The 5,690-nt window shown below is 55.4% G+C and carries 5 protein-coding genes; 3 read left to right on the top strand and 2 right to left on the bottom strand.

The features are described from left to right. From B4U49_RS19020 to B4U49_RS01485, 3 genes are all read left to right on the top strand, one after another. Positions 1-1,812, top strand: a 1,812-nt coding sequence (locus B4U49_RS19020; RefSeq protein ID WP_158078527.1) for a TonB-dependent receptor, incomplete at its 5' end; no start/stop codon positions are given. 185 nt (positions 1,813-1,997) lie between these two features. Beyond that, positions 1,998-2,957 (top strand): hypothetical protein, encoded by a 960-nt coding sequence (locus B4U49_RS01490; protein ID WP_078082817.1) that lies wholly within the window; start codon positions 1,998-2,000, stop codon positions 2,955-2,957. A 4-nt stretch (positions 2,958-2,961) separates the two neighbouring features. After that, positions 2,962-3,339, top strand: a complete 378-nt coding sequence (locus B4U49_RS01485) for a hypothetical protein (RefSeq protein ID WP_078082816.1) — start codon at positions 2,962-2,964, stop codon at positions 3,337-3,339. On the opposite strand, the gene cobO is transcribed toward B4U49_RS01485, so the two are convergent. Then, complete coding sequence (gene cobO, locus B4U49_RS01480; protein WP_078082819.1) at positions 3,340-3,963, bottom strand: cob(I)yrinic acid a,c-diamide adenosyltransferase; 624 nt, start codon at positions 3,961-3,963, stop codon at positions 3,340-3,342. A 263-nt stretch (positions 3,964-4,226) separates the two neighbouring features. Continuing rightward, positions 4,227-5,690, bottom strand: a 1,464-nt coding sequence (locus B4U49_RS19015) for a TonB-dependent receptor plug domain-containing protein (RefSeq protein WP_078082815.1), incomplete at its 5' end; no start/stop codon positions are given.

Raw genomic sequence — 5,690 nt, 5'->3', positions numbered from 1 at the left:
CGCGTGGAAGTACTGCGCGGTCCCCAGGGAACCCTGTATGGGCGCAACACCACCGGTGGCCTGGTGCACTATGTCTCGCGCAAGCCCACCGAAGAATTTGAAGCCAGTGCCAGCGCCAGTATCGGTACCTACTCCGAAAGTATTCTCGAGGGTGCCATGAGTGGTCCCATCAGCGACAACGTTCGCGGACGCGTCGCCGTCAAGACCACACAAAACGATGGCTGGCAGACCAACACCGTCACCGGGGAAAAGCTCAACGATACCGACAGCTTCGGTTATCGCACCCAGTTGGAATTCGATCTTGCCGACAATGCCAACCTGCTCCTGAACGTGCACGGTAGCAGTGCCGACCAGCAATCCGTAGGCTTTGCGCATATGGGCTACCTGGAGAGTTCGAGCGGGGACGCGGACAAATGTTCCATCGGCGCCATTCAAGCCGGGCGCTGCACCAGTGCATCATTTGATATGACCGGGATCGAAGCCTCTGGGGGCAAGTATGGCCCGGAGTATGTAGCATCAGGAGCGAAAGGTGGCCTCGGCACCGAGATCGATACCTTCGGTACTTCCGCGACGCTTATCTGGGATTTCGAAAACTTCTCCCTCACTTCCATTACCGCCTACGAAGAACTGGATAAATTCCTGCAGGACGACGGCGACGGTACCGCAGTGGTTTATTTCGATGAACAGTACGGTGTGGATGCAGAGCAATATACCCAGGAAATCCGCCTTAACGGCAGCACCGAAAAAAGTAACTGGGTAACCGGGTTCTACTACTACAAGGATGACCGCGGCCTGGTAACCGAGGCCCCCACTACCGCAGACTGGGCTGAGCTGGGCCTTTGGCACCGGGAAATCGTGACCCTGGATAGTGAGTCCTGGGCGCTGTTTGGCCAGCTGGAATACGATCTCTCGCAAACCCTCACCCTGGTCAGCGGCCTGCGCTATACAGAAGAGGAGCGCGACTTTACCCAGGATGCCGGACCCAGTTTTTACGATGAGATCGATACCACCGGTGATCTGAGTGATAACGCCACCACCGGCCGTATTGGCCTGGATTGGCGGCCATCCGCTGGCACCCTGGCTTACGCCAGCTATTCCACCGGTTTCAAGAGTGGCGGCTTCTCCGGCAGCTACAACTCAACGGTTGAAGCGACAAAACCGGTGGGAGCGGAAAACATCAATAATTTCGAGTTGGGTCTGAAAACGACATTGGCCGAGGTCTATCGGTTGAATGCAGCTGCTTTCCACTACACCGTTGAAGACTACCAGGCCCAGGTATTTCTCACCGTGGCCGATGGCAGTGTCATCACCAATGCTGGCGACGTAACCGGTACCGGTGCCGAAGTGGAACTCACCGCGCCGATTACCGAAAACTTTGAAGTCATCGCCGGCGCCGGCTGGCTCAATACCGAATTTGATTCGGAGCAGTTGTTTTTCGTAGCGGGAGACGCTTACACCCTAGATGGCAATGAACTGCCCTCCGCCCCCGGTTTCACCTACAACCTGGTAGCGCGCTACTACCAGAGCCTGGGTGACAATGGCGAACTTGTATTCCAGGGGGATTACGCCTGGCAGGACGACCACTACCTGCAGGTAGAAAATGACCCCTACTCCAAACAAAGCGCCTACGGCCTCGCCAACGCCAAGATCGCCTGGCACTCGCCGACGGACACTTACAGCGTGGAAGCCTTCACCAGAAACCTGGCCAACGAGGAATACTTTACTTATCAGAACACACTGGGTTCTGACTGGGGCTACGGTGTGTGGGGACAGCCGCGCACTGCCGGACTGCGCTTTAACTGGAAAATGTAACGCCCAATTTGCAGGCTCTCCTCACTTGGAGCATCTAACCGAAAGAAAAAAAACGCCTGTTTTCAGGCGTTTTTTTGTGGCTAAAAGTGGTACGTCCATTCCTCTAATAATTCTGTAAATACCATTCAGATCCTTTAGTATTTCACCATCACAAAAAATACTCGCATTTTCAAAAGGACCTGAAAATGAGCACCCTACTACTCTGCAATCGGGAGCTGACTTCCCCCGATATTCAGCAGGCCTGCAACCTGAATCTGCAGCAACTTTCCGCACCTCACTGCCCGACCCCGAAATTCGCGCAGGCCAATACGCCTTACCTGCTGAATGGCCATAACAGTGCACAGGGAAAACGCATCCAGGCCCTTCTCGCTCCGTCGCAGGTCGCTCGCCCCATAACCGAGATGTCACTGACCTTCGGCGAAGACAACACCCTGGCCATTGCTGCTATGATGGAGCAGCTCAAGGACTACAACCTCGCCCTGACCGGTGCTTCTACCAGTGTCTACGGCGAGCGTATCAATGGCTTTGCGAAATCGGTGAAGGAGTACCAGGTAGCACTGCTTGCCTATCGGGATGCGAAGCTGAGCAAGGCGGATAATCACAGTCAGCTCAAACAACTGGCGCACCGCGCTTTTCAACGCATGCAGCTGCAGTTTCGTGCCGAACTGAATGCCGTGACAGACCATATACGCTCACGGCGCGGCACTCCGCTGACCAGTGCAGAACGCGGTACCAATATCGCGCGCAGCAGCCGCAATGCGGCGAAGCTTCAATTTACCAGTGAGATCGAGGCGCACAAACTGGTTAGATTCAGTCAATACACCAAGTTGCTTGGTAATGGGCTTGCTGTCGTGGACTTTGGATCTAGGGTGGGTAAAGTCCACAATTCCTATCAAGCGGGAGGGAATTGGGAAAAAGAATTATTCATCGAATCAAGTAGCTTCGCAGCAAGCGCTACAGCTGGTGCCCTCATCGCTAAAGCGGGGGTTACTTTCCTGCTAACCGCAACACCACTTGGATGGACAGCTTTAATTGCAACCGGCTTGATAGTGGCCGGAACTGCCGCCACTGCTTCGGTATTAGTCAACGATCAGGTACAGAAAAATTCTGGGCAGCTATACGACAAAATCATGAAGGTGCTTTAATCAAATGATTACTGAGTTCGATTTTTTCATAATCGCATTCATCGACATGCTTATCGCGTGTGTCCTATTCGTTATTTTTGGACAGGTAACGGTAAGGAGACTCAGAAAAAAGCCAGAAACTCGTGACCACTTGGGTCTCGAGTTTGCAAGTGGTTGGGATATTTTAAATGTAGCCCAAGTACTTGCCATTCCGCGCTCATGGAGCAAAAGAATGGAGCGAAGCCCTTTGGCTGCGCTCAACGCCAAGTCGGATGTAATCTTTCAATATACAAATAGATTCGACAAGATTTTGGGATGCATCTTTTTCTGGTCTTTTGCCTCTTCCGGAACCTTGCTGATACTACTGGTTATTCTCAGCAGATTAGGCGTGTGGGCAGAGTAATTACCATTCCACCCCCTTCCGTGCAGAAACACCATACTCAAATGCATGCTTGTGCGATTTCATCTCCGTTACGGTGTCCGCAATTTCCATCAGGTACTGCTTGGCACCGCGACCGGTAATAATCACGCTCTGCTCGGCCGGGCGATTCTGAATAGCTTCCAGCACTTCCGCTTTATCCAGCCATTTGTAATTCAGCGCATAGGTCAGCTCGTCCATTACCACCAGATAGACACTGTCATCGGCGAGTGCTGACTTCAGTTTTTCCCACAGGGCGAGTGCCGCGGCTTTGTCTGCCTCGAAGTCCTGAGTTTCCCAGGTAAAGTCGGTGCCCATCTCGTGCCACTGCAGCGGGTACTGGTCCGCTGGGAGCTGACCCAGTAGGTTTTTCTCGCCGCACTCCCACACACCCTTGATAAACTGCCCCACTACCACCTTGTAGCCATAACCCAGCGCGCGGGAGACGGTACCCACAGCGGCGGTGGTTTTACCCTTTCCGTCGCCGGTGTACACGATAACGATGCCGCGCTCTTCCAGGGCCTTTGCCACACCGCTATCCACGATTTCTTTACGCGCCTGCATGCGTTCCTTATGACGCTGCTGCTTGCTACTCTCCGAATCACTCATAATCATCATCTACAAAAATTTAAAACAAAGCATAACAGCTAACGGAGCACACTAGTGCCCAAGCGAAAGCGCGCTGGCGGCCCGATGCGGAACGAATGCCGACAGGTTGTGGAGTATCGGGCCGCCAGCGCGCCCGTAGGTAAGAAAGAAGTGGGGCAAGATACCGAGAAAGACAGCGGGAGCATTGAGGGAAGTAGCGAAGGAAAAAACCAGCGGGCGCTGCCGCCCGCTGTATACCGTGCTTGCGCTCGGCAATCCCGGAATCAGTTCAGGGTGAACTGCACACCCGCGTATACCGCAGCGCCAGCGGTGTAGTAACCGGCTACTTCGGTATAGTCGTCGTCCAGCACGTTTTCACCGCGCAGGGTGAAGGCGAGACGTTTGGTGAAGTCGTATTTCGCATTCAGGTCCAGCTTGCTATAGGCATCCTGGGCTAGCGGGCTTCCTCCCCAGGCCGGGTTTGGGCTCAGGCGGTCATCGGCCCGCTGCCAGTTGCCGGACAGGGTCAGACGGTCACCCAGCAGTGCATAGCTGGCGCCCACATTAAACACCCGCTGTGCCACATTCAGGCGCTGCTCGCCGGCACTGTCGGTGCTGTCGAGCCAGGTTCCGTTGGCATACCAGCGGCCGGCATCACCGATATTGCCCGCCAGGGAGAGCTCCACCCCGTCGGATTCACTCTCGCCATCGTCCTGGGCGTAGGCACCCCAGCCGGTGCCAATGCCGTTTACATACACGATGGCGTCGGTAAGGGTCTGCTGGAAGGCAACCAGCTCCAGCTGCAGCAGATCGGCATAGCGGTACTCCACCCCCAGCTCATAACCGCGACTGGTTTCCGGACCTACCGGATCCACTTCGCTGACCACATTGGTGGATACTTCGTAGGGGCTCGGTGCGCGGAAGCCGGTGCTGGCACTGGCGCGGTACTTGATCTGTTGGTTGTCACCGATCAGTTGCGGGATCGCGGCGGAAACCCGCCAGCTGTTGTGGTCCTCATTTTCCAGGCTATCGCGACGGAACCCGACGGTGTAGTAAACACTGTCCGCCACGTCGCCGCGCCACTCGCCGTACAGTCCGAGAATTTCCAGGGACTGGGCATTGTAAGCAGATTCAAATTCCTGCTGGTCCAGATCCAGTCCCCAGGAAATACCGCCAGCACTCAGATCAGCGCTACCCACATAGTTCAGCTCTTCGATACTGCCTTCCACCGCATAGCTGCTGACATTTTCGGCTAGACTGTCGCGCTCCAGCTTCTGCTTGGACAGGGACCACTGATGGGCGAGGGCCCCGGTTTTCAGGTCTGCGCCCAGCTGGTAAGTGGTCTGGGTATAGATATCCAGGCAATCGGACGGATCACTGAAGGCAAAGCAGCCATCAAACTCGGTTTCCGCATCGACTTCCCGCACCTGTCCCTGTACGGAGAAACTCTCGCTAAATGCATAGCCAAGCTTGGCACTGCTGGTCTGGTTGTCGTAGCCGTCACGCTCGCCGGTGCTGTCGGATACCTGGGCATTGAACCCATCACTTTCCAACTGACTCAGGTCCACCGCGTAGCTCCATCCCGCCAGCTCTCCGCGCAGCGCGGCCTGGGTGCGATTCGTATCGAAACGGCCGGTTTCACCGCTCAGTTGTACTTCCAGGGGCTGGCTGGCGCGCTTGGTGATGATATTGATTACACCGCCGGCACCGGCGCCGTACATCATGCCCTGGGGGCCGCGCAGTACTTC

The organism is Microbulbifer mangrovi, from assembly GCF_002009015.1.
GTDB lineage: Bacteria > Pseudomonadota > Gammaproteobacteria > Pseudomonadales > Cellvibrionaceae > Microbulbifer > Microbulbifer mangrovi.
Note: the sequence above shows the minus strand (reverse complement) of the source record. Positions and strands in the feature narration are given on the sequence as shown.

Excerpts from the sequence above, each read along its gene's own strand:
- cobO (WP_078082819.1), bottom strand. The coding sequence starts at position 3,963 with ATGAGTGATTCGGAGAGTAGCAAGCAGCAGCGTCATAAGGAACGCATG.
- B4U49_RS01490 (WP_078082817.1), top strand. The coding sequence starts at position 1,998 with ATGAGCACCCTACTACTCTGCAATCGGGAGCTGACTTCCCCCGATATT.
- B4U49_RS01485 (WP_078082816.1), top strand. The coding sequence starts at position 2,962 with ATGATTACTGAGTTCGATTTTTTCATAATCGCATTCATCGACATGCTT.